General features: G+C 40.7%; 24 protein-coding genes. 19 read left to right on the forward strand and 5 right to left on the reverse strand.

Going from position 1 to position 22,098, the window contains the following annotated elements:
• Positions 1-70: 70 nt before the first annotated feature.
• The 16 genes from pstC to PGP85_RS12550 all read left to right on the forward strand — a co-directional run bounded on the left by pstC (position 71) and on the right by PGP85_RS12550 (position 13,227).
• Positions 71-1,003, forward strand: a complete 933-nt coding sequence (pstC, locus tag PGP85_RS12475) for a phosphate ABC transporter permease subunit PstC (protein ID WP_010740063.1) — start codon at positions 71-73, stop codon at positions 1,001-1,003.
• Entirely contained in the window at positions 996-1,883 is an 888-nt protein-coding gene (gene pstA, locus PGP85_RS12480) for a phosphate ABC transporter permease PstA (protein ID WP_010740062.1), read from the forward strand. The genes pstC and pstA overlap by 8 nt, the downstream gene beginning before the upstream one ends.
• 79 nt (positions 1,884-1,962) lie before the next feature.
• A complete protein-coding gene (pstB, locus tag PGP85_RS12485) occupies positions 1,963-2,763 on the forward strand; it encodes a phosphate ABC transporter ATP-binding protein PstB (RefSeq protein WP_010740061.1) in 801 nt (266 codons plus the stop codon).
• A 17-nt stretch (positions 2,764-2,780) separates the two neighbouring features.
• Entirely contained in the window at positions 2,781-3,536 is a 756-nt protein-coding gene (gene pstB, locus PGP85_RS12490) for a phosphate ABC transporter ATP-binding protein PstB (RefSeq protein WP_010740060.1), read from the forward strand.
• Between the two features lie 92 nt (positions 3,537-3,628).
• Complete coding sequence (gene phoU / locus PGP85_RS12495; RefSeq protein WP_010740059.1) at positions 3,629-4,306, forward strand: phosphate signaling complex protein PhoU; 678 nt, start codon at positions 3,629-3,631, stop codon at positions 4,304-4,306.
• Between the two features lie 181 nt (positions 4,307-4,487).
• Positions 4,488-6,038 carry a daptomycin-sensing surface protein LiaX gene (gene liaX, locus PGP85_RS12500; protein ID WP_270327775.1) on the forward strand — a complete coding sequence of 517 codons (1,551 nt, stop codon included), beginning with the start codon at positions 4,488-4,490 and terminating at the stop codon, positions 6,036-6,038.
• Positions 6,039-6,063: 25 nt separating this feature from the next.
• Positions 6,064-6,381 carry a PspC domain-containing protein gene (locus PGP85_RS12505; protein ID WP_010740057.1) on the forward strand — a complete coding sequence of 106 codons (318 nt, stop codon included), beginning with the start codon at positions 6,064-6,066 and terminating at the stop codon, positions 6,379-6,381.
• The gene (locus PGP85_RS12510) at positions 6,381-6,743 is read left to right on the forward strand and encodes a phage holin family protein (RefSeq protein ID WP_010740056.1); all 363 of its coding nucleotides are present in this window, start codon (positions 6,381-6,383) and stop codon (positions 6,741-6,743) included. The genes PGP85_RS12505 and PGP85_RS12510 overlap by 1 nt, the downstream gene beginning before the upstream one ends.
• Positions 6,744-6,946: 203 nt before the next feature.
• Positions 6,947-7,882, forward strand: a complete 936-nt coding sequence (hprK, locus tag PGP85_RS12515) for an HPr(Ser) kinase/phosphatase (protein ID WP_010740055.1) — start codon at positions 6,947-6,949, stop codon at positions 7,880-7,882.
• Between the two features lies 1 nt (position 7,883).
• Positions 7,884-8,714, forward strand: a complete 831-nt coding sequence (gene lgt, locus PGP85_RS12520) for a prolipoprotein diacylglyceryl transferase (RefSeq protein ID WP_010740054.1) — start codon at positions 7,884-7,886, stop codon at positions 8,712-8,714.
• Between the two features lie 138 nt (positions 8,715-8,852).
• Entirely contained in the window at positions 8,853-9,872 is a 1,020-nt protein-coding gene (locus PGP85_RS12525) for an NAD(P)H-dependent glycerol-3-phosphate dehydrogenase (protein ID WP_010740053.1), read from the forward strand.
• A gap of 19 nt (positions 9,873-9,891) precedes the next feature.
• The gene (gene galU, locus PGP85_RS12530) at positions 9,892-10,785 is read left to right on the forward strand and encodes a UTP--glucose-1-phosphate uridylyltransferase GalU (protein WP_010740052.1); all 894 of its coding nucleotides are present in this window, start codon (positions 9,892-9,894) and stop codon (positions 10,783-10,785) included.
• Between the two features lie 165 nt (positions 10,786-10,950).
• Positions 10,951-11,517 (forward strand): TetR/AcrR family transcriptional regulator, encoded by a 567-nt coding sequence (locus PGP85_RS12535; RefSeq protein ID WP_010740051.1) that lies wholly within the window; start codon positions 10,951-10,953, stop codon positions 11,515-11,517.
• A 112-nt stretch (positions 11,518-11,629) separates the two neighbouring features.
• Positions 11,630-12,067, forward strand: a complete 438-nt coding sequence (locus PGP85_RS12540; RefSeq protein ID WP_010740050.1) for a DUF948 domain-containing protein — start codon at positions 11,630-11,632, stop codon at positions 12,065-12,067.
• A 2-nt stretch (positions 12,068-12,069) separates the two neighbouring features.
• Positions 12,070-12,636: a YtxH domain-containing protein gene (locus PGP85_RS12545; RefSeq protein ID WP_010740049.1), complete on the forward strand. Its 567-nt coding sequence runs from the start codon at positions 12,070-12,072 to the stop codon at positions 12,634-12,636.
• A gap of 108 nt (positions 12,637-12,744) precedes the next feature.
• Complete coding sequence (locus PGP85_RS12550) at positions 12,745-13,227, forward strand: helix-turn-helix domain-containing protein (RefSeq protein WP_010740048.1); 483 nt, start codon at positions 12,745-12,747, stop codon at positions 13,225-13,227.
• Positions 13,228-13,270: 43 nt separating this feature from the next.
• On the opposite strand, the gene PGP85_RS12555 is transcribed toward PGP85_RS12550, so the two are convergent.
• Positions 13,271-14,371: a M24 family metallopeptidase gene (locus PGP85_RS12555; protein WP_010740047.1), complete on the reverse strand. Its 1,101-nt coding sequence runs from the start codon at positions 14,369-14,371 to the stop codon at positions 13,271-13,273.
• Positions 14,372-14,566: 195 nt separating this feature from the next.
• Between PGP85_RS12555 and ccpA the strand changes: the two genes are divergently transcribed.
• Complete coding sequence (gene ccpA / locus PGP85_RS12560) at positions 14,567-15,571, forward strand: catabolite control protein A (RefSeq protein WP_010740046.1); 1,005 nt, start codon at positions 14,567-14,569, stop codon at positions 15,569-15,571.
• 55 nt (positions 15,572-15,626) lie between these two features.
• On the opposite strand, the gene treR is transcribed toward ccpA, so the two are convergent.
• Positions 15,627-16,349 carry a trehalose operon repressor gene (gene treR / locus PGP85_RS12565; protein WP_010740045.1) on the reverse strand — a complete coding sequence of 241 codons (723 nt, stop codon included), beginning with the start codon at positions 16,347-16,349 and terminating at the stop codon, positions 15,627-15,629.
• Between the two features lie 447 nt (positions 16,350-16,796).
• Here treR and treP point away from each other — a divergent pair, with 447 nt between their 5' ends.
• Positions 16,797-18,743, forward strand: coding sequence for a PTS system trehalose-specific EIIBC component (gene treP, locus PGP85_RS12570; protein WP_090402876.1), 1,947 nt, complete (start codon positions 16,797-16,799; stop codon positions 18,741-18,743).
• A 15-nt stretch (positions 18,744-18,758) separates the two neighbouring features.
• Positions 18,759-20,381, forward strand: coding sequence for an alpha,alpha-phosphotrehalase (gene treC / locus PGP85_RS12575; protein WP_270327783.1), 1,623 nt, complete (start codon positions 18,759-18,761; stop codon positions 20,379-20,381).
• 29 nt (positions 20,382-20,410) lie between these two features.
• Here treC and PGP85_RS12580 read toward each other — a convergent pair whose 3' ends face one another.
• The 3 genes from PGP85_RS12580 to PGP85_RS12590 form a co-directional block, all read right to left on the reverse strand.
• Positions 20,411-20,917 carry a QueT transporter family protein gene (locus tag PGP85_RS12580; protein WP_270327784.1) on the reverse strand — a complete coding sequence of 169 codons (507 nt, stop codon included), beginning with the start codon at positions 20,915-20,917 and terminating at the stop codon, positions 20,411-20,413.
• A gap of 117 nt (positions 20,918-21,034) precedes the next feature.
• On the reverse strand, positions 21,035-21,787 hold the full coding sequence (locus tag PGP85_RS12585) for a 3-oxoacyl-ACP reductase (RefSeq protein ID WP_270327785.1): 753 nt from the start codon (positions 21,785-21,787) through the stop codon (positions 21,035-21,037).
• Complete coding sequence (locus tag PGP85_RS12590; protein WP_270327788.1) at positions 21,784-22,005, reverse strand: DUF2829 domain-containing protein; 222 nt, start codon at positions 22,003-22,005, stop codon at positions 21,784-21,786. The genes PGP85_RS12585 and PGP85_RS12590 overlap by 4 nt, the downstream gene beginning before the upstream one ends.
• Positions 22,006-22,098: the final 93 nt, after the last annotated feature.

The raw sequence follows: 22,098 nt of genomic DNA on the forward strand, positions 1-22,098 counted from the left end.
ACAGGTAAAATGATTTTGTCGGTTTGTAAAACCGAGTGGATTAGTTTGAAGGAATCAGGAGGAGTAGGCCTTGGAAAATGAAGATGTAAAAAAAGCGCTCACGACGAAATCAAAGCGTGCAAGGATTGAACAGCGAGGACGCTTTATCAGTTTTGTTTGTATCGCATTGATCGTGTTTGTGGTTGGAGCGATTTTCTATTTTGTAGCAAGTAAAGGGTTATCGACCTTTTTTGTAGATAAGATTAATGTATTCGACTTTTTATTTGGCACAGTCTGGAATCCTAGTGCGACAGGACCAGATGGCAAGCCTTTAGTGGGTGCTTTGCCAATGATTCTAGGTTCATTTATGGTGACATTTTTATCCGCAATTGTAGCGACTCCTTTCGCAATCGGTGCGGCGGTCTTTATGACAGAAATCTCGCCGACTAAGGGACAAAAATTTTTACAGCCGGTCATTGAATTATTAGTAGGTATTCCTTCTGTTGTATATGGTTTTATCGGTTTAACAGTGATCGTACCCTTCATCCGGTCCATTTTTGGCGGAACGGGTTTTGGGATCTTATCGGGAACCTTCGTCTTGTTCGTCATGATTTTACCAACGGTGACTACGATGACGGTCGATACATTAAAATCAGTGCCACGTCATTACCGCGAAGCTTCACTGGCTTTGGGAGGAACGCGTTGGCAAACGATTTACAAAGTTGTATTGCGGGCAGCGATCCCGGGAATTCTGACCGCTGTCGTATTCGGAATGGCTCGGGCCTTTGGTGAAGCTCTAGCGATCCAAATGGTGATCGGGAACGCCGCTTTGATGCCGGCGGGTCTAACAACACCAGCATCAACCTTAACTTCGATTTTAACGATGGGAATTGGGAATACGATCATGGGAACAGTAGAAAACAATGTCCTGTGGTCATTAGCCTTGATCCTATTATTCATGTCTTTAGTTTTCAATATTTTAATCCGCTACATTGGAAAGAAAGGGGATATAACGAATGGATAAAGCCAAACGCGCAGATAAAATCGCGACAGTCATTTTGTATACTGTCTCTGCTGTGATCGTTGCGATCCTGGCCTTTCTTTTACTATATATTTTAATCCGCGGCTTGCCGCATGTTTCTTGGGAATTCTTGACCTCTCCATCAAAAGCTTACCAAAAGGGTGGCGGGATCGGGATTCAATTATTCAATTCGATCTACTTGTTACTGATCACGATGATCATCAGTTTACCAATTTCGTTGGGAGCTGGGATTTATCTATCTGAATATGCGAAGAAAAATTGGGTGACCAATGTTATTCGGACATCGATCGAAATTTTAAGCTCACTGCCTTCAGTGGTTGTTGGTTTGTTCGGCTTCTTGATCTTCGTTATCCAGTTTGGATATGGCTTCTCGATTCTTTCAGGGGCTTTGGCATTGACCTTGTTCAATTTGCCCTTGCTGACAAGAAACATTGAAGAGTCGTTAAGAGCGATTCATTACACACAACGTGAGGCGGGATTAGCTCTAGGCTTGTCACGTTGGGAAACTGTTACGAAAATTGTTGTTCCAGACGCCTTGCCAGGAATTTTAACCGGAGTCATTTTGAGTTCGGGCCGGATTTTCGGTGAAGCGGCGGCATTGATTTATACAGCTGGACAAAGTGCGCCGGCTTTGGATTTTACAAATTTCAATCCATTGAGCGTTTCAAGTCCATTAAGTATTTTCCGTCAAGCTGAAACGTTAGCCGTGCACATTTGGAAAATCAATACTGAAGGCACGATGCCAGACGGCAACGCTGTTTCCGCGGGAGCTTCGGCAGTCTTAATTTTAGCAGTCTTGCTATTTAATTTTGGCGCACGGGCGATCGGTAAACGACTGCATAGAAAAATGACTTCAGCATAAGAAGAATAGTTTAATTGTGCGAAAAGAAAAGTGAATGATTTGTAACTAAATTTCCTCAGTACGAACAAGGAGAACGTTGATGAAAGAATACAATTGGGAGGAACGCAACCTCATCAGGATGCCTGGCGAAATTGCGTTGCATACGGAAGATCTGCATGTCTATTATGGAGACAATGAAGCCATAAAAGGTGTCGATCTGGAATTTGAAAAAAATAAAATTACCGCGTTAATCGGCCCTTCAGGCTGTGGGAAATCGACCTATTTGCGGTCTCTGAACCGGATGAACGACGGGATTGCCAGTGCCAGTGTAACTGGGAAAATCATATACAAAGATGTAGATGTCAATGCATCAAACATTGATGTCTATGAAATGCGCAAACGGATCGGAATGGTGTTTCAACGACCAAATCCTTTCAGTAAATCGATTCGCGAAAATATCACATTTGCACTAAAACAACACGGAATGCGTGATAAAAAGCAACTGGAAGAAGCAGTTGAGACCAGTTTGAAACAAGCGGCGCTGTGGGATCAGGTCAAAGACAACTTAGACAAAAGTGCTTTGGCCCTATCTGGTGGACAGCAGCAGCGTTTATGCATTGCGCGAGCAATTGCGATGAAGCCAGATATCTTATTACTAGATGAACCAGCCAGCGCCTTGGACCCGATCTCAACAGGAACGGTCGAAGAAACACTGATTCAATTGAAAGAAAACTATACGATCATCATTGTGACTCACAATATGCAGCAGGCAGCCCGGATCAGTGATTATACGGCTTTCTTCTATTTAGGACATGTTATCGAGTACGATGAAACACCGAAAATCTTCACACGGCCGAAAATTCAGGCTACCGAAGATTATGTATCAGGACACTTTGGTTAAGAGACGGAGGAAATTGAATGTCGAAGATTATTACTTCCAAAGACCTTCATTTGTATTATGGTAAAAAGGAAGCCTTAAAAGGCATTGATATGGATATTGAAAAAGGTGAGATCACCGCGATGATCGGACCTTCAGGCTGCGGAAAATCGACTTACTTGCGCTCATTGAATCGAATGAATGATTTGATTCCAGGTGTGACGATCACCGGCAGTGTGATGTATAAGGACAAAGATATTTACAGCCCTAAGACAGATACGGTGGAATTACGAAAAGAAATCGGGATGGTTTTTCAACAGCCAAATCCTTTTCCATTTTCGATTTACGAGAACGTCATTTATGGGTTAAAATTAAAGGGTGAAAAAGACAAAAGCAGGCTTGATCAAGTGGTGGAAGAAAGTTTGAAAGCTGCTTCGGTTTGGAATGACGTCAAAGATAAATTGCATGAGAGTGCATTATCCTTATCTGGCGGGCAACAACAGCGGGTTTGTATCGCTCGCGTTTTAGCAGTCAATCCAGAAGTTATTCTAATGGATGAACCAACAAGTGCACTGGACCCTGTATCCACGGGGAAGATCGAAAACATGTTGTTAGAGCTGAAAGAAAATTACACGATCATCATTGTGACGCACAATATGTCACAAGCATCGCGGATTTCTGACCGTACGGCGTTCTTCCTGCAAGGAGAATTGATCGAGTTCGACAAGACGAAGAAGATTTTCTTAGATCCAGCAAAACAAGAAACAGAGGATTACATCTCAGGAAAATTTGGTTAGCTTGCAAGAAACTAGTAGAGATAGTCTATGACTCGAATAGAATTAATTTTTCATGGAAAAGTTGATTCGTGATTATGAAAAGGAGGGCAACGATGTTACGTACACAATTTGAAGAAGATTTGCTGAATCTTCACAATCAGTTTTATGAAATGGGTATGATGGTCTCAAGTGCCGTGCACAAATCGGTCCGTTCATATATTGATCATGATAAAAAATTAGCACAAGAGGTTATCGACCATGATGTTGAGATCAATGACATGGAAGTCCGCTTGGAGAAAAAAAGTTTTGAAATGATCGCTTTACAGCAACCCGTCACTACAGACTTGCGGACGATCATTACGATTATGAAAGCCAGCTCTGACTTGGAACGAATGGGGGACCATGCGGTCTCTGTTGCCAAATCGACCATTCGCTTAAAAGGTCTGCCGCGGATTTTAGAAGTCGAAAAAGAAATCAATGAAATGTCCAACTACGTAAAAAAAATGGTGGACAATGTTTTGATCGCTTATGTTAAGACTGACGAAAAAGACGCTCGAATGATTGCATTAATGGATGAACGAGTGAACGACTATTTCCAAAAAATATATGACATGACCACGAATACTATGGAAAAAGAATCCGATACGATCATTAGCGGAACCGATTATCTGCACGTTGCAGGCTACTTGGAACGCGTGGGTGATTATGTAACGAATATTTGTGAATGGATCGTTTACTTAGCGACAGGAAAAATCACTGAGCTTAACAGCAATCGCAACGAAACATTTTAAGACAATCTGCCAGCTAGATAATTCTAGCTGGTTTTTTCTACATATTAATAGGAAGAAACACATTCTTTAAGAAGTCGGATAAAAAGATGGGTCTTTAGTCCTATGACAAATGCTCAAAAACATTGCATAATATGAATGTAAACAAAAGTAAGGTATTTGCTTTTTGAAGGAGGCAATTTCTATGAATGAAAGACAACGAATTATGGAATTAGTTAAAAAAGGTATTTTATCAACTGAAGAAGGTTTGGATTTACTAGAAACTATGGCCAAGGCGAAAGATGAAGCGCAGATCAAACAAGCTGCTGATAAAGTGGATTCTTACCACCGCGACCAAGCAACCAATTTAGTTGATGAATGGGAAAAAGGAAAAGACACAGAAGAAGCAGATCGTTCTGAAGAACAGGACTTGGAAGAACTTGAAGCTTATTTTGATGACTTAGCCACCGAAGCCAACCAAATTTCTGCTCATATTGATGAAATCAATCAAAAGAAAAAAGAGCTGAAAGCGGCACTTCATGAAAAAGAAGAAGTTTTGATGGAGTTAGACACGAAAGAAGAGTTGGATACATTATCTGAAGAAGACGATGACATTCGTGAAGCTGTGGAAGAGGCGATTGATAATCTTAAAGAAAAAATCGCTGAGTTAGAAGAAGAAGCTGAAGAAAAAGAAGAAGAATTGAAGAACGTGCAGGACAACCAAAACGAAACGCGTAAAGAACGCAATCGTGCACGCTTTGATATTCCAGATGATTTAAAAGATCAAGCAAGCGAAACATTCTCACAAGTTGGTGAAAATCTAGGAGAAGCCGGTGTTCAATTAGGACGCTTGATGAAGAAGACTTGGAAAACAGTTTCTGACACAGTGGAAGAAAATGTTGATTGGAAAGACTTCAACGTAAAAGTTCCTGGTCTTGTAACTTCGAAATTTGAACATCAATTCTTATACACTGATGTTGAACCAACCTTGATCGACATCAAGTTGGCAAATGGTAAAGTAACCTTAAAGGCTTGGGACGATGCAGCTATCAAAGTAGATGCGAAAATCAAACTTTATGGTAAAATGAACGAAGCAACTCCATTACAATCATTAATGGAACGCAGTCAAATCGAAGTGAATGATGAACACATCTCATTCCAAATACCAAACAAACGGGTTCAAGCGGAGTTAGTATTCTATTTGCCGAAACGCACTTACGATCACGTAGCAGTTAAATTGTTAAATGGTGATTTGAATGTTGAAGAGATGGATGCCAAAGACGTTTATGCTAAATCAACGAACGGTAACATCAGCTTCAAACAGATCGACGCTACAATGCTTGAAATCCAAGGCGTCAACGGCAACATTGAAATCCGCGAAGGCGCGATTTTAGATTCAATCATCGAAACGGTTAACGGCAATATTACTTCTAAAGCGGCCGTTCAAAATTATGGCATCTCATTAGTAAACGGTGATGTGAAGTTAACGGCTGGACATGACAGCTTACAAAAAATTAAAGCAAGCTCAGTTAACGGAAACGTCAAAGTTTCTTTAGGCAAAAATATTGGTTTGGAAGGTCTAGCTAAAACAAGCTTAGGCAGCATCAATGACCGCCTGTCAAACTATGAAGTAATCAGAGAAAAGAAAGAAAAAACAAATCGCTTGTTGCAATTCCGTCGTGTAGCCGATAAAATGGCAAAAATCGATGTATCTACAACAACAGGCAGCATTTTCTTGAAAGATTTCGACAATTAGGAAATAATAAGGAAGGAAGATTCATATGCAAAAGAGATTACAAAAGTCACGAACTAATGTGGTACTGACAGGTACCTTAGCCGGGATCGCCGAATACTTCGGGATCGATCCGACAATCGTGCGTGTGATTTATGTTTTCTTAAGTTTCGGCTTAATCGGCGCACCGGTTGTACTATATGTCTTGTTAGCATTAGTGATTCCTGCGGGTCAAAAAGGCCGGGATTCTTATGGACACAACAATCCATACTATGGAAACAATGATTACAACAACTACGAGAAAAAAACGTCCCGCCAACGTAAGAAAGCGGATAAAATCGACGATGATGACTGGAGCGACTTTTAATGACTTACCTACAGCGCTTAATAGCTAACTCACTGATTTTCATTTCACTATCGGTGCTCTTTCCCAACCAAGTTTATGTGGAGAGTTTGACGATGGCTATTGCTGCAAGCTTTGTCCTGTCAATTTTGAATACATTAGTGAAACCGATTCTGATTCTGCTTTCACTTCCGTTGAACATTTTGACCTTGGGGCTCTTTAGCTTTGTGATCAGCGCTGGTATGTTGCAATTGACTTCCAACTTATTAGGAAATTATCGTTTTGGCTTTTCCAGCTTTGCCATCTCAATCTTGGTGGCGATCGTCATGGCGATTGTCAATGCGATCGTTTCAGATCATAATATCGACAAATATGCGGATAGGTAATCACCTATCCGTTTTTTTTTGACAATTTTTCTGGTTCAACCGATAAATTAGTAACTGGCAAGACCAAATTAAATATTTTATTATGCGGTTTCATTAACTTTTTATGAAGGCTTTTTGATTCTTATCTGAGAAGGTTATCTGAACCTAGTCACTCCAATGATAAAATGATAAAATAGAGCGGAAGTGTAGAAAAGAGGGATTATATGGCTGAAACAGTAAAAGTAAAAGAACTAGTTAATAAACTTTCATTGGAAGTAGTAACTGGCGATGAAGAAAGTCTTGAGCGGGTCATTACCACCGGCGATATTTCTCGTCCAGGTTTGGAATTGACCGGTTATTTTAATTATTATTCACATGATCGTTTACAACTTTTTGGAAATAAAGAAATTACCTTCGCGGAGCGTATGATGCCAGAAGAACGCTTGATGGTTTTACGTCGTATGTGCAGCGATGATACTCCGGCTTTTATCGTTTCTCGTGGCTTAACGCCGCCAAAGGAAATGATCGAAGCAGCTAGTGAACGCAATATTCCAGTATTAAGTTCACCGATCTCGACTTCGCGTTTATTAGGCGAAATCTCAAGTTTTCTAAATGGCGGATTAGCATTAAGGACCAGTGTTCACGGCGTATTGGTGGACGTTTATGGTTTAGGAGTACTGATTCAAGGTGACAGCGGAATTGGTAAGAGTGAAACTGCGCTGGAACTAGTCAAACGTGGACATCGTTTAATCGCAGATGATCGTGTCGATGTTTATCAACAAGACGAATTGACATTAGTCGGCGAACCGCCTAGAATTTTGCAGCATTTAATCGAAATTCGCGGAATCGGTATCATTGATGTGATGAACTTATTTGGCGCCAGTGCTGTTCGCGGATCGATGCCGGTTCAGCTAGTAGTTTATTTAGAAAGCTGGTCGAAAGATAAAAAATACGACCGTTTAGGCAGCGGCAATACCGAAGTGGAGATTGCAGAAGTAAAAATTCCGCAGGTGAAGATTCCAGTGAAAACTGGTCGAAATGTCGCAATCATCATCGAAGTAGCAGCAATGAATTTCCGTGCTCGTACAATGGGTTACGATGCGACGAAGACCTTTGAAGATCGTTTAACCCAATTAATCGAAGAGAATTCAGGACAATAAGATGGTTGGACAAATAAATCGCACCGCCTTTGAATTGTTTGGTCTTCAAATTTATTGGTACGCGATCATTATTGTTTCAGGAATAGCAATTGCTTTGTGGCTCGCCAACCGTGAGGCATTGAGAGTTGGTTTAAAAGAAGATGATATGACGAACTTTCTTCTATGGGCATTGCCGATTGCGATTATAGGCGCTCGTTTGTATTATGTCTTGTTCGATCTGCCGATGTATCTTGCCGATCCAATCCAGATTTTTAATACACGCAGCGGCGGATTAGCTATTTATGGTGGATTGATCGCCGCGGTACTTGTTTTGATCGTCTATACACGTCACCATTTTATTGATCCATGGTTATTTTTGGATGTAGTATCGCCAGGGGTAATGCTGGCTCAAGCGATGGGCCGCTGGGGTAATTTTACGAATCATGAGGCTTTTGGCGGTGAAACGACAAGGCAGTTTTTGGAAAGCATCCATTTACCGCAGTTTATCATCAATAATATGTACATTGATGGCGCCTTTCGCCAACCTACCTTTTTCTATGAATCCATGTGGAGCCTGGCAGGTTTTATCTTGATTCTGTTCATCAGAAAAAACGTATCGCTCAAACGTGGCGAGCTATTTTTAGGCTACGTGACTTGGTACAGCTTCGGCCGTTTCTTTATCGAAGGAATGCGGACGGACAGTCTGTATGCATTTGGCGGAATTCGAGTCTCCCAATTATTGTCAGTCGTTCTTTTTGTCGGGGGAATCGCACTACTGTATTATCGTCGCAAAAAGAGTACAAATATCAAATTGTACGAACGTGACAAGGGTGCTAATCAGGCTTTAATATAAGAACGTGGTATCAGTTATCTATGCTATGATAATATAGTAGATTAAAAAAATAGCAGTACGAGTTAGGATACCAGCCATACTATTTACTGGTATATTGATGAAAAGAAGTACTTTAATACGAACTAGGAGGAAATCTCTGTGAAGCAAAAAGTTGCAGTTTTAGGACCAGGTTCTTGGGGAACAGCATTAGCTCAAGTCTTGGCCGAAAATGGACATGAAGTAAGAATTTGGGGAAATCATGAGGCGCAAATTGATGAAATCAACACGTACCACACGAATCGCCACTACTTACCGGATTTAAAAATTCCCGACAGTATTAAAGGGGAAAAGGATCTGAAAGAAGCTGTAAAAGATGCGGATGCTGTTTTGTTCGTAGTTCCAACAAAAGCGATTCGCTCCGTAGCACAGGAATTTGCTAAAGTAGCTGAAAATAAACCCGTAATTATCCATGCAAGTAAAGGATTAGAGCAAGATACGCACAAACGAATCTCAGAAGTTTTGATTGAAGAAATTCCTGAAGAACATCGTCAAGGTGTGGTTGTATTATCGGGACCAAGTCACGCAGAAGAAGTGGCAGTTCACGATATTACTACGATCACAGCAGCTTGTAAAGATCAAAAATTAGCCGAATATGTGCAAAAACTATTCATGAATGAATATCTTAGAATTTACACCAACCCAGATGTCATCGGTGTTGAAATGGGTGCAGCTTTAAAAAATATCATTGCTCTAGGGGCGGGTGCCTTGGCAGGACTTTCTTACGGAGACGATGCTAAAGCGGCTATTATGACTCGTGGATTGGCGGAGATCAGTCGTCTAGGTGTAGAGATGGGCGCAAATCCATTGACTTTTATTGGTTTGAGCGGTGTCGGCGACTTGATCGTAACATGTACTTCGGTTCATTCACGAAACTGGCGTGCAGGGAATTTATTAGGCAAAGGACACAAACTAGATGAAGTTTTAGATAATATGGGCATGATCGTCGAAGGTGTTTCAACGACGAAAGCTGCTAAGGAATTAGCTGACAGTATGAATGTCAGCATGCCGATTACTGAAACGATTTATGATGTTTTATACAATGACAAAGACGTGCGTCAGGCTTGTCGCGATTTGATGATGCGTGAAGGTACGTTTGAAAATGAATTTACTTTAGAATAGAAAGAGTGGGACAGTATTCATGCGAGTAAAAAAAGCAGTTATTCCAGCCGCTGGTTTGGGAACAAGATTTCTACCAGCTACTAAAGCGATGGCCAAAGAAATGTTGCCAATCGTTGACAAACCAACGATCCAATTCATCGTTGAGGAAGCATTAAAATCTGGGATCGAAGATATTTTAATCGTGACCGGAAAAGCCAAACGCCCAATCGAAGATCATTTCGACTCAAATATTGAATTAGAAATGAATCTGCAAGAAAAAGGCAAAACAGATTTATTGAAATTAGTCGAAGAGACGACCGATGTTAATCTGCATTTCATTCGTCAATCACATCCAAAGGGCTTGGGGCATGCTGTCTTGCAAGCACGTGCCTTTGTTGGCAACGAACCATTTGTCGTGATGTTGGGTGATGATCTGATGGAAGACCGTGTTCCGTTGACTAAACAATTGATGAACGATTACGAACAAACGCATGCATCAACGATCGCCGTTATGCGTGTTCCTGAAAAGGAAACATCAAAATACGGCATCATCAATCCAGGTGAAGAAGTATCTAAAGGCTTGTTCAATGTGAAGAACTTTGTCGAAAAACCAAAACCTGAAGAAGCACCAAGTAATTTAGCGATTATTGGCCGTTACTTACTGACACCTGAAATTTTTGATGTATTAGCGACACAAAAACCAGGGGCAGGCAATGAGATCCAATTAACGGATGCGATTGACACTTTGAATCGGACACAACGCGTATTTGCACAAGAGTTTACAGGCAAACGCTACGATGTGGGTGATAAATTCGGCTTTATGACAACGAGTATCGAGTATGGATTGAAACATCCTGAGATCAAAGATAAATTGCATGACTATATCATTGCTTTAGGAAAAGAGTTAAGTGGTCAAAATAAAGTAAAAAAATAATTAACTAAGCGCAGATTTGATTCTGCGCTTTTTATATTGTTAGTTATTTTAATTTATTAAATCATTGGTTTTTCAAATGTAAATCATCATAATAATTAATAGAAAAAATTGGTTATTTTGTTATATAATGTTTTTTGAAAATAACGAATTAAAAAAGGAGACTGAATGAAAACTTCCCGATTAAATAGAGAAATAGTCATCGAATGTGCGATGGCCTTGGTCTCTGAGTCTGGTATCAGCGGACTAAGACTCAATAAGATCGCTGATCGCCTAGAGGTCAAATCTCCTTCGTTGTATACGCATACAGGGAGCGTGACAGAATTACGGCAAGCGGTAGTCAGAAAGGCAATGGAGGAGTTTCGCGAGCAACTGGTGGATGCTATCTTAGGCAGAGCCAATCTTTGCGCTTTTCTAGAGTTAGGAAAAACATGGACAGCCTACGCAAAAAATAAAAATGCCTTTTATACTGTTTTTTATGAAAAAGAGTACATACGCTCTTATGAAAAAAACATCTCTGTTTTTTTAAGAGCTGCATTTGATCGTATCTTCATAGACTGTGAACTAACTGATAAAGAAATTATTCAAGTTGAACGTGTGATGACGAATTATTTTCGTGGACATGCTGATCGTTTTACTGAGCAGAATTTCGATGAAACAGATTTAATCAGTGATCTAGAAATCATTTACAATGGCATTCGTCAAAACTTCAGGAAAGTACCTCAAGAAATTTAATTGAGGTACTTTTCTATTGGATTTAATTATAATTCTTTCTCTTTCATTAATTTCCATGAGAATGGTATAATTTAAGTTAGCATAATGAGTGAAAAATGAGAGGAGCGATTGAATGAGTTTAGGTGGAATCGCAGCAATTATTGCGGCACTAGCATTTGTTGTTTTGGTTATCTTTTTAGTGCGTGTCTTGAGTCAAGTTTCAAAAACGGTTGAAAAAGTTGAAACGACAGTGACCGAGGCGAATACGACGATTGATGTTCTTACTAAGGACGTAGATTTACTCATGCAGCAGGTCGAAGGATTGCTGGTTAAAGGCAATCACTTGTTGAATGATATTAATGGGAAAGTTGAAACAATTGATCCATTGTTTACAGCGGTGGCTGATTTGAGTCAGAGTGTCTCTGATTTGAATACCACAAGCCGAAATTTGGCGGGAAAAGTCGGTGGTGTCAGTAAGAATGCAGCGAAAGCTAGTGTTGCAGGAAAAGTTGGTGCTACGACGATGAGATTCTTTAGAGATCGCAAAACAACAACGAAAACGGAGGGGTAAGAATGGCAAAACGCGGAAAATTTTTAGCAGGTGCTTTGATCGGCGGAACGGCTGCAGCAGTCGTTGCTTTATTATTAGCACCAAAATCAGGAAAAGAATTGCGTGAAGACTTAGCAAAGAAAACAGATGATTGGTTAGACTTAGCGTCTGATTATACAGATGATTTTGTTGCAAAGACCAGCGAGATGGGATCGATTGTAAAAGATCGCGCCTCTGATTTAAGTGATCAAGCAAGTGATCTGGCTTCAAATGTGAAGGACAAAGTAAATGATTCAATGGACGATATGGATGACATTACGTCGGATACTTTGGAAGATTTGAAACGTCAAAGCTCTGATTTGTCTGACCGTTTTCGTAAAGCAGCCAGCGATACGAAAGATGTCGCTGAGGATGCTTCAGAAGATATCGTGATCGATGCGAAAGTGGCCAAAGAGGATGCGAAAGAAACCGTTTCTGAAGGTGCTGAAGCTTTAGCTGATAAAACGAAAGAGTTAAATAAAGAAAAACCCGATTTCTCCGAAGTCAAAGAAGAACTAAAGGAAGAAGTCGAAAAAAATAATCCAGAATAAATGATGCAGCCCTCACTTTTGAGGGCTATTTTTTTACCATTGCGTGCGCAACGCCTGCTATTGCTGTAATCTTGAGTCATAGTAATCAATCATTAAGGGGAGACGAAGATGGAAATTGGAAAACAAATTCGCTCAAGAAGAGAAGAAGTGAAGATGACTCAACAGCAATTGGCAGATCAAATCTACGTGACGAGACAAACTATTTCAAAATGGGAGTTAGGAAAAAGTGAACCAGATCCGATTTCTCGAAGTAGTCTAGAAAGGATTTTGGCTGTTCAATTAACGGAAGGGTCTTCTTCACAAAAAGCTGAGGAGGCAGATGTTATGAAAAAAATTCAGTGGTTCGCAGGTTTGTTGTTGTTTGGGATTCTATTTTTACCGTTGCGTTTTCTGTGGGTGATGATCAGGAGGTATTGGGAGCGGCCATGGAATCGATTCATTTTGATTCCCGCTGTTTTGGTCTTCGTTTTGTGGTATCTGCATTCACTTAAGGATCATGTCTTTTATTTCTTTTTAGCAGTGATTCTATTGGCTTATCTGGTCACGAGCTACTATTTTTTCAATGATCAGAAAATGTTGCAGGATAACTAAAAAAGAAACACCATTTTTCGGATGGTGTTTCTTTTTTCTTCTATTATAAGATAGTTAATTCTTTTGAAGTTTTGGTGAATGGGATGCAGCCGTCTTTCGTTACGAATAGACAGTCTTCAATCCGAACACCAACATCATTTGGCAAATAAATTCCTGGTTCGATTGAGAAGCACATGCCTTCTTTGACCTCTAAATCATTGCCGCCAACAATTTGCGGGAATTCATGAATCGTTGTGCCGATTCCGTGACCTAGACGATGGTTAAAGTATTCACCGTAGCCATGGCTTTCAATAACATCACGTGCCAGCTTATCTAGCTGTCCGCAGGTAACACCCGGTTTTACAGCGTTTAAAGCAGCCATATGAGCATCTAGCACGATATTGTAGATGTCTTTTTGGTGATCTGTCGGTTTCCCACACGCCACAGTTCGAGTAGCATCACTGCAATAACCATTGACGATTGTACCAAGGTCGAATAAAACCAGTTCATTTTCTTTACAGGTATTTTTACCAGGAGTACCGTGAGGGCTGGCAGCATTTGGTCCAGCTAATACTTCGGTTGGGAATGACATTTGTTTAATGCCTTTTTTCTTCAATTCATATTCAATCTCAGCCACGATTTCTTCTTCAGAGACACCTGGTTTCACATGTCTAAAACCAATCTCGAAAGCTAAATCAGCTGTTGAGCCAGCTTCGATCAAACGTTGGCATTCTTCTTCTGTTTTATATAATTGCAATTCTTGAACTAGTGGAGTTAAGTCGGTCGAAAAATCAGCTGATGGGAAAGCTTGGCTCAAACGAAGGTAACGATCCAAAACCAATTGATTTTTTTCTAACGCGATTTTTTTAGGAGAACCATAGCGTTTTTTGATTTCGTCTACGATCAAAGCAAAAGGATCTTGACTATCTAAATAGCCCACCACATCGTACTCAAAACTGCTGGCTTTTGCATCTTCAACTTCTAAGCCTGGTGCAAAAAGAAATGGGTCTTTTTCAAGTGGAATGAAAAGCGCCAATACACGTTCCATTGGGTTACTGTCAAAGCCGGAGAAGTAACCAATGTGACTTGCATCAGAGACATACGCCAAATCCACATCGTTTTTTTCCATCCATTTGCGTAATTCTAAAACTTTTTCTTGGTTCATTAAAGCATCCTTCTTTCTATTAGCGTTATATTGATTGTAACACTAATAAAATTTATTGAAAAATGATTCTGATAAAACGCTTACAAAAAAATAAGGAAAAATGTGTAAAACGGTTGCAATCGATGAAACAACGTGCTATTATCTTTTAGAAATGTAAATGATATTTTCTGAAAACAATATAAAAGGAGCATATCCATGGAAAAGCAAACAATTACGATTTATGATGTTGCCCGCGAAGCAAACGTTTCAATGGCAACCGTTTCTCGTGTGGTCAACGGCAACCCAAATGTAAAACCAACAACACGTAAAAAGGTGTTAGAAGTTATTGAGCGTTTAGATTATCGTCCCAATGCAGTCGCACGAGGACTAGCAAGTAAGAAAACAACAACAGTTGGTGTGATTATCCCTGATGTCAGCAATATGTTTTTTGCTTCATTAGCACGCGGGATCGACGACATCGCAACGATGTACAAATACAATATTATCTTAGCCAACTCTGACGGCGAGGCACAAAAAGAAGTCAACGTGCTGAATAACCTATTAGCGAAACAAGTTGATGGTGTGATTTTCATGGGACATCGCATTACAGATGAAATCCGTGCTGAATTTTCTCGTTCAAAAACACCAATCGTTTTAGCTGGTTCAATTGATCCAGACGAACAAGTCGGCAGTGTAAACATCGACTACAAAGCAGCAACAAAAGAATCAATCGACTTATTAGCAAAACACGGCAATAAGAAAATTGCATTCATCAGCGGTGCGTTAATCGATGCAATCAACGGACAAGCTCGTATGGGCGGTTACAAAGAAGCATTGGCTGAAAATGGTTTGGATTACAACGAAGGCTTAATCTTTGAAGCACCTTATAACTTCAAAGAAGGATTGGCTTTGACTGATCGTATCTTAAACAGTGGTGCAACAGCTGCTTATGTGACCGATGATGAATTGGCTATCGGTTTATTAGATGGTTTGATCGACAAAGGCATGAAAGTCCCTGAAGACTTCGAAATCATTACAAGCAATGATTCATTGCTAACAGAAGTGGCTCGTCCACGTCTAAGCAGCGTGACACAACCATTGTATGATATCGGTGCTGTCGCTATGCGTCTATTAACGAAAATGATGAACAAAGAAGAGATCGAACAAAAAACGATCGAATTGCCACACGGCATCTTCGAAAAAGGTTCAACAAAACAATAATAGTGAAAAGGCTGTGCCGATTTCGGCGCAGCCTTTCTTTTTATCTGAAGGAAGACTACATCGTCGAAGGATGCCGCCGTGCAAAATCAAAGAAACGAAACTTATCAACTTGATGGCGACTTTCAGTGTATTGAAATTGCCTAGCATCACTGGTGAAAACACGGCTTTTTACAGAGACAATGTTGATATCATGTTGATTTAGATCCAGAAGCTCACGATCCTCCTCAGTCAGAGCATCGATCGTGATTTCTTTTTCAGCAAAGGCGATATTCAATGCCAATTGATTCTCAAAATAGCGATAAATCGAGTCCTTTGCAATCTCAGTATCTAGCTCCGGAACAATCGTCGTTAAGAGTAGATCCTTATCTAAGATCACTTTCTTCTGATCAATGGCACGAGTTCGAATCAAATCCCAACAAATCTCCCCGACCTCAAAACCAGTCACCTGTGCAGCCTTTTCATCAATGACGATTTTTTTCAAGCTGACAACATCAGTGCTGCTTTCATACCCATAAGAATTTTGCAGCTCCTTATAGCTGGTCAAGCCAGAAACTGGAAAACGCAATTGCTCACGCTTCAAGACAAGGGAACCTTTGCCCTGAATTTTTTGAATGTAGCCATTGGCCATCAGAAGGGAAAGCGATTTGCGAATCGTGTCCCGCGATACGTGATACGTTTGCCGAAGTTTATTCTCACTAGGCAAATAAGAACCTGCCTCATAAACACCCTTTAAAATCCCACGTTCAATTGCTTGATAGATTACCTCATAATTTTTCATCGAATCCTCCTTTCAAGTTGCAGCGCAGCGAAACGAAACAAAACAAAACAAAACAAAACAAAACAAAACAAAACAAAACAAAACAATCCAATCCAATCCAATGGGTGATTCATGTTTCATTGAAAAGTTTCGCAACTTGTCCGTATATGTATTTTCATTATACAAATAGCGAATTCAAAAGTAAAACGCTTTCTAATGATTGTTGAAAAATAAAATGAGTAAATTCTTATTTTTACTCAAACTTGTTGGGTTAGTTGCCAACTTGTTTGGAACTGAAAGACCAATATTTAGTTAATAAAACTTGTTATCCTTTATTAAAATTAGAGAGTTCTAATAAAAGGCGACATCCCACAAATGTAAGCGATTTACAAATATCTTCAAAGCACTTATAGTAAATGTATCAGCTGAACTTATCCATACAAGTTAAATTATTCGGAGGGAAAAAAGATGGGAAAATATGAAAAGGATACGAAGGACCTGCTGGCGGCCATTGGCGGCAAGAAAAATATTTCCGCGGTTACTCATTGTGCCACTCGGATGCGTTTTGTATTAAACGATCCAAAGAAGGCAGATGAGGAACGAATCGAAGATATTCCTAGCGTCAAAGGGATGTTTACGAATGCAGGTCAGTTTCAAGTAATTATCGGAAATGATGTAGCAGTATTCTACAATGAATTCGCAGCCGTTTCAGGAATTGAAGGAGTTTCAAAAGAAGCAGCGAAATCTGCTGCCAAACAAAATCAAAATCCAGTTCAACGCGCCATTACTGTTTTAGCAGAAATTTTCACGCCATTATTACCAGCAATTATTGTCGGCGGTTTGATTTTAGGATTTCGAAATATTTTGGAAGCCGTACCAATGGGCTGGCTGAATGGTCAAACGATTGTAGAAGCTTCAACCTTTTGGAGCGGTGTCAATGGCTTTTTATGGCTGCCGGGTGAAGCGATCTTCCATTTCTTGCCAGTAGGGATCACATGGAGTATTGCCAGAAAAATGGGAGCTACAGAAATCCTTGGAATTGTCCTAGGGATCACCCTAGTTTCACCGCAATTGTTAAATGCTTATGCCGTGAACGGTACAACAGCTGCAGAAATTGCAAAGAATTGGACATGGGATTTCGGCTTCTTCACCGTTGACAAAATCGGTTACCAAGCGCAAGTTATTCCAGCAATGCTGGCAGGGTTCTTACTCGTTTATTTAGAACGTTTCTTCCGAAAACATATTCCAGAAGCGGTCTCAATGATTTTCGTTCCATTTTTCTCATTGCTTCCAACGATTTTAGCGGCACATATTATTTTAGGGCCAATCGGATGGAAAATCGGAACTGCCATTTCAGCCGTTGTGAATGCTGGCTTAACTTCTAGCTTTAGCTGGTTGTTCGGCGGTATCTTCGGAGCATTATACTCGCCTCTGGTCATCACCGGTCTGCATCATACGACCTTGGCGATTGATTCGCAATTGATTGCCGATTTTGGTTCAACTAATTTATGGCCGATGATCTGTTTATCAAATATTGCTCAAGGGGCGGCTGTTTTAGCTGTTGTGTTCGCTCATCGCGGCAATAAAAAAGAGGAACAGGTTTCAATTCCATCAGTTATTTCTGCTTGGTTGGGTGTTACGGAACCGGCGATGTTTGGGATCAACTTGAAATATACGTATCCCTTTATCGCGGCTATGATCGGCAGCGGGATCGCAGGGTTATTCGTTACCTTGTTCAAAGTTCGGGCACTGTCGATTGGGGTCGGCGGCTTACCAGGGATTTTAGCGATTCGTCCGCAAGACTATTTGATCTTTGCTATCGGTATGGTAATTGCAGTTGCCGTTCCATTCCTTTTGACCCTAACTTTCCGTCGAATAGGTTTGTTTAATAAAATCGACCGCGTCGAAGAAGAAAATGTTCCAACTTTAGGCAGTGAAACACCAAAAAAAGCCGGTTCGGTTGTTGAATTATTTGCGCCAATCGCTGGTATGCTGCATCCTTTGAGCAGTGCGAAAGATCCAGTTTTTGCGGAAGGGATGATGGGGCAAGGCGTCGTGATCGATCCAAGTGAAGGAAAACTTGTTGCTCCATTCGACGGACAAATCAGCTTATTATTCCCGACAAAACATGCCATCGGCTTAGTAAGCACCGAAGGAACAGAAGTATTGATTCATATTGGAATCGACACGGTTCAGCTAGATGGAAAATATTTTACTAGCCATGTGAAGCAAGGGGACAGTGTGAAAAAAGGGCAGCTATTGATGGAGTTCGATGTTGAAGCAATCAAGGCAGCCGGTTACGAAGTACAAACTCCCATTATTGTGACAAACTCGACAGACTTCCAAGTTGATCCACTGATTGAGGAAGCAGCTGTCACAAGCAATGAAAAAATCTTAATCGCAACAGAATTGTAGAAGCTGGAGGACAAAATGAGTTTTAAAGAGAAAGTAATCTATCAGATTTATCCCAAATCATTTTTAGATACAAATCAAGACGGTGTAGGAGATCTATTAGGAATTCAACAAAAATTACCCTACTTGAAACGATTAGGGGTTGATATGATTTGGTTAAGTCCAATCTATCCGAGTCCGCAAAATGATAATGGCTATGACGTCGCAGATTATACGGCGATCAATCCAATGTTTGGGACAATGACTGATTTTGAAGCCCTAATGGCAACTGCAAAGAAACACAATATCGAAGTAATGCTGGACATGGTTTTTAATCATGTTTCAACGGAACATGAATGGTTCCAAAAGGCATTGGCTGGAGATAAAAAATATCAGGACTACTTTATTTTGCGAGATGAGCCGACGGATTGGGTGTCCAAATTTGGTGGAAATGCATGGGCACCATTTGGCGATACCGGAAAATATTACTTGCATCTGTTTGACAAAACACAGGCGGATCTAAACTGGCGCAATCCAGAAGTGCGGGAAGAATTATTTGAAGTTGTCCGCTTTTGGACAGACAAAGGAGTGAAAGGCTTCCGCTTTGATGTGATCAATTTGATTGGTAAAGATGAGTTCTTAAACGATTGTGCTGAAAATGACGGCAAGCCAGCTTACACCGATCGTCCGATCAATCATGACTATCTTCGCATGATGAATCAAGCGACGTTCGGAAAAGAATCCGAGATGATCACAGTTGGTGAAATGAGTTTTACAACAGTTGAGGAATGTATCTTATACACGAAACCCGACCGTGAGGAATTGGATATGACCTTCAATTTCCATCACCTAAAAGTGGACTACAAAGATGGAAAAAAATGGACACAGATGCCATTTGATTTTGCGAAACTTAAAGAATTGTTTCATACTTGGGGAACGCAGATGAGTGCCGAAAGTGGCTGGAACGCACTTTTCTGGAATAACCATGATCAGCCGCGGGCATTGAATCGTTTTGTTGATGTGGATAACTATCGCGTAGCAGGCGCTAAAATGCTGGCTGGTGCGATCCACTTGAATCGAGGAACACCGTATATTTATATGGGGGAAGAGATCGGGATGATCGATCCCGATTTTGATTCGATGGAACAATACGTTGACGTGGAAAGTCTAAACGCGTATCAAGAACTATTGACAGAAGGCAAGTCCGAGCAAGAGGCCTTTGAAATCGTCAAGGCTAAGTCTCGTGACAATTCTCGAACACCAATACAATGGGACAGTGGGGAATACAATGGTTTTTCACAGGTTACGCCGTGGTTAGCACTAGGGAAATCTGCCGACGAGATCAATGTAGCAAAGGAACTACAGGAAGGATCGATATTTAGCTACTATCAGGAATTGATCAAGTTGAGAAAGGAATATCCGGTAATCGCTGAAGGGAGTTATGAAGCCTTTCTACCGGATCATCCACAGATTTATGGCTACATTCGCCGCCTTAAAGAGGCATCGCTGCTGGTACTCAATAACTTTTTCCCGCAAGAATCGACGATCGAGATACCGGAAGAGTTTGTATCAGGAAAAGTTCTGATCGATAATTATGGTACGGAAACGATTCAGAGAGAAATTACACTAAAACCGTATCAATCCATCGCGATTTATCGCTAAAAAAAGCGTGAGCAATTTGCTCACGCTTTTCATTTTTTTAAATCAATGCGTTTATTTATCAAATAGATCAGTCCACCGCCCAGTGACATAGAAAGCAGTTCGCCTAAACCAATGATCAGCCAATTGAAGAAAAACGGTGCTTGATAGAAAAAGGTCAGTTGACCAGCGACCGTAAACATCGAAAAGGCAAAAATCAAAGCGGTAATGATCATCTTTTTCTTAAGGCTTATGATATTTTTGGTAACTGCTCGGCAAATCAATAAAACGATCAAAGTAGAGATACTACCGAAGAACACATCCACGATTCCAAGCGGGGATGCTAGGTTGGCAATCGCCACACCTAAAGTTATTGCGACAGTGTAGCGTTTGTTGAAGAGTGGCAAGTAATTGAACATTTCCGCGATGCGGAATTGGATCGCGCCGAAACTTACGACGGATAATACGATCGTGACAGCGACATAGAGCCCCGTCACAACGGCCATTTTTGCCGTGTCGGTGGTTGTCCAACGTTGTGTTGAACTTTTTTCAAGGTGCATTTTATCATTCTCCTTTACAAGACCAAGTCTCGTTAATAACTGCGACCAAAGGATTGAAGTGCCGCAGTGCGAAATCTCGCTATTATTTATCTTAGTTGTTTTCGTAAAAAATGCAAGCTATTTTAAAAGCCAGCCGCCATCGATAGGCAGGATATTGCCTTGCATATAGCGGGATTCATCGCTGGCTAAAAACAATGTTGCGTAAGCCACTTCTTCAGGCTTCGCCCAACGTTTAACCGGGGTTTCCTCAGCTACCCATTTGGCCATCTGACCATCTCCGGCAAAGTCCGCTTGATTCATAGGAGTATTGATTGCGCCGGGTGCGAGGGCATTGACATGAAGACCTTTAGCAGCGTAATCCAGCGCCAATTGCTTAGTAAACCCAACAATCGCATGCTTGCTCGTAGTATAAGCAATACCGCCGCCGCCCGCCACAAGTCCGGCGATAGAGGCCATATTGATAACGGTCCCTTGATTGTTCAATAATTCGGGCAGCAACAGCTTTGTCAGGAGGAACATCCCTTGTATGTTGGTAGTTAAAATCCGTTCCCACAAGTCTTCGTCCGTTTCCGCCAACGCTAAATAATCATCCAAGACCCCAGCAGTATTCAGCAAAATGTTTACTGTGCCAAAAGTTTCATGGCAGTTTTGGATAGCTTCCTGCAGTTGTCTTTTCTCTCGAACATCGCCGATGAAAAAGGTAAAATGTTCAGGAAAGTTTTTTTCTATTTCTAGTAGATTTTGTTCCTGCTGATCGAAAGCAAAAACACGTGCACCTGCTTTTAGAAAAGCCTGTACTTGAGCCGCACCGATACCTGAAGCAGCTCCAGTAATGAAAATAATTTTGTCCGAAAAATCAACGGTCATCATTCGATGATTTTCCAGTCTTCTGCCAAGATATCGCAAACAGTTGGGGCAAAACTTGAGAAGCCTTCGTCCGCTGTCTTGATTAAAAAGTAGGGCGTCACTGGTGAACCGTCAAACACTTCGCCTTCAACTAACGTCACATATAATTCAAAACCGCCCCAGCCTTCACGGATAATTTTTGCCCCTTTTTTTAATTCAGGTAAGATTTCTTCAAATGTCATTTATTTTTCCTCCGTTCAAAAAATGATTTTCTGTTGGTAGAATACCAAAAAGCATGTGCCGCTACAAGCAGCATGAGTGAAACTTTGACGAAT

Origin of the sequence: Enterococcus malodoratus, from assembly GCF_027659535.1 — a bacterium.
GTDB lineage: Bacteria > Bacillota > Bacilli > Lactobacillales > Enterococcaceae > Enterococcus_A > Enterococcus_A malodoratus.

Coding starts and splice junctions, on each gene's coding strand:
- PGP85_RS12585 (WP_270327785.1), bottom strand. CDS start 21,787: ATGATGACCGTTGATTTTTCGGACAAAATTATTTTCATTACTGGAGCT.
- PGP85_RS12505 (WP_010740057.1), top strand. CDS start 6,064: ATGCAAAAGAGATTACAAAAGTCACGAACTAATGTGGTACTGACAGGT.
- PGP85_RS12580 (WP_270327784.1), bottom strand. CDS start 20,917: ATGCACCTTGAAAAAAGTTCAACACAACGTTGGACAACCACCGACACG.
- treC (WP_270327783.1), top strand. CDS start 18,759: ATGAGTTTTAAAGAGAAAGTAATCTATCAGATTTATCCCAAATCATTT.
- phoU (WP_010740059.1), top strand. CDS start 3,629: ATGTTACGTACACAATTTGAAGAAGATTTGCTGAATCTTCACAATCAG.
- PGP85_RS12555 (WP_010740047.1), bottom strand. CDS start 14,371: ATGAACCAAGAAAAAGTTTTAGAATTACGCAAATGGATGGAAAAAAAC.
- lgt (WP_010740054.1), top strand. CDS start 7,884: ATGGTTGGACAAATAAATCGCACCGCCTTTGAATTGTTTGGTCTTCAA.
- PGP85_RS12590 (WP_270327788.1), bottom strand. CDS start 22,005: ATGACATTTGAAGAAATCTTACCTGAATTAAAAAAAGGGGCAAAAATT.
- PGP85_RS12510 (WP_010740056.1), top strand. CDS start 6,381: ATGACTTACCTACAGCGCTTAATAGCTAACTCACTGATTTTCATTTCA.
- liaX (WP_270327775.1), top strand. CDS start 4,488: ATGAATGAAAGACAACGAATTATGGAATTAGTTAAAAAAGGTATTTTA.
- PGP85_RS12545 (WP_010740049.1), top strand. CDS start 12,070: ATGGCAAAACGCGGAAAATTTTTAGCAGGTGCTTTGATCGGCGGAACG.
- galU (WP_010740052.1), top strand. CDS start 9,892: ATGCGAGTAAAAAAAGCAGTTATTCCAGCCGCTGGTTTGGGAACAAGA.
- pstB (WP_010740061.1), top strand. CDS start 1,963: ATGAAAGAATACAATTGGGAGGAACGCAACCTCATCAGGATGCCTGGC.
- treR (WP_010740045.1), bottom strand. CDS start 16,349: ATGAAAAATTATGAGGTAATCTATCAAGCAATTGAACGTGGGATTTTA.
- PGP85_RS12550 (WP_010740048.1), top strand. CDS start 12,745: ATGGAAATTGGAAAACAAATTCGCTCAAGAAGAGAAGAAGTGAAGATG.
- hprK (WP_010740055.1), top strand. CDS start 6,947: ATGGCTGAAACAGTAAAAGTAAAAGAACTAGTTAATAAACTTTCATTG.
- PGP85_RS12535 (WP_010740051.1), top strand. CDS start 10,951: ATGAAAACTTCCCGATTAAATAGAGAAATAGTCATCGAATGTGCGATG.
- treP (WP_090402876.1), top strand. CDS start 16,797: ATGGGAAAATATGAAAAGGATACGAAGGACCTGCTGGCGGCCATTGGC.
- PGP85_RS12540 (WP_010740050.1), top strand. CDS start 11,630: ATGAGTTTAGGTGGAATCGCAGCAATTATTGCGGCACTAGCATTTGTT.
- pstB (WP_010740060.1), top strand. CDS start 2,781: ATGTCGAAGATTATTACTTCCAAAGACCTTCATTTGTATTATGGTAAA.
- ccpA (WP_010740046.1), top strand. CDS start 14,567: ATGGAAAAGCAAACAATTACGATTTATGATGTTGCCCGCGAAGCAAAC.
- pstA (WP_010740062.1), top strand. CDS start 996: ATGGATAAAGCCAAACGCGCAGATAAAATCGCGACAGTCATTTTGTAT.